Below are 1,071 nucleotides of genomic sequence, written 5' to 3'. Positions count from 1 at the left end.
ACCCACATCAACCATGTCGCCCGCTTTACAGTGAATTTTCCCGATTCTAGCTTCCACAGGAGATGGAATTTCCACAATTGCTTTTGCCGTTTCGACAACTAAAATCAACTGATCAACCAAGACCATATCGCCAGGCTTAATCTTCCACTCAATAATTTCTGCACCCTGGAGGCCTTCACCGAGATCAGGTAGATAAAATTTGCTCATAGCTAAGCCTCCTTGTTTCCGTCTGCGTCAACCGGTGTTACGGCCCTGCACATCACCGCTGCCAATTCAGTTATTTGCTCTACGCCAGGCAGGTAGCTTGATTCGTTACGAAAATATGGCATTACCGTGTCATAACCAGTGATCCTCGCCACGGGTTCCCTTAAGTAAGGGAAGGCTCTTTCAGAAACCGTTGCTGCAATCTCCGCACCCAGCCCACAGCTTCTTGGCGCCTCATGAATAACTATGCAGCGACCAGTTTTTTGAACCGACTGGATAATAGTGTCGTGGTCTATAGGAGAAATACTGGCAACGTCTATCACCTCACACTCAATCCCATCCCTAGCCAATAAACTTGCCGCTTGCATAGTTTCATTTATACTCGCACCCCATGAAACTAAAGTCATATCCCTTCCTTGACGCAATAGAAAGGACTTATCCAATGGCAAGCCTTCGCCATCATCCTTTACCTCACTATGAAATAAACGATAAATGCGCTTTGGCTCCAAAAATATAACAGGGTCATTGGAACGAATCGCTGACAAAAGCAGTCCATAAGCCCTTTTTGGAGAGCTAGGCTGTATAACCCGAATACCCGGAATATGCGCAAACATTGCCTCGGTACTTTCACTATGATGTTCGGGTGCATGAATTCCCCCGCCATAGGGGGCGCGAATAACCATGGGGCAAGAAAGGCGCCCACGTGTGCGATTACGCATACGTGAAGCATGGCTAACCAAGTGCTCCATTGAAGCATAAATGAAGCCCATAAACTGTATTTCTGCAACCGGACGCAGGCCTTGAGCTGCCATTCCTATAGTCATGCCTGCAATCATCGTTTCAGCTAGTGGTGTATCCATAACCCGA

General features: G+C 47.2%; 2 protein-coding genes. Both read right to left on the bottom strand.

From position 1 onward, the window contains the following. Window positions 1–207: biotin/lipoyl-containing protein (locus A3756_RS21590; protein ID WP_304438923.1), on the bottom strand; the 207-nt coding region annotated here is incomplete at its 3' end. A gap of 2 nt (window positions 208–209) precedes the next feature. Then, window positions 210–1,071: alpha-ketoacid dehydrogenase subunit beta (locus tag A3756_RS21585; protein ID WP_068554607.1), on the bottom strand; the 862-nt coding region annotated here is incomplete at its 5' end.

The sequence above is a fragment of the Oleiphilus sp. HI0086 genome (assembly GCF_001635225.1).
The sequence above is the reverse complement of the archived record's forward strand: the minus strand, read 5'-3'. Positions and strand labels throughout refer to the sequence as shown.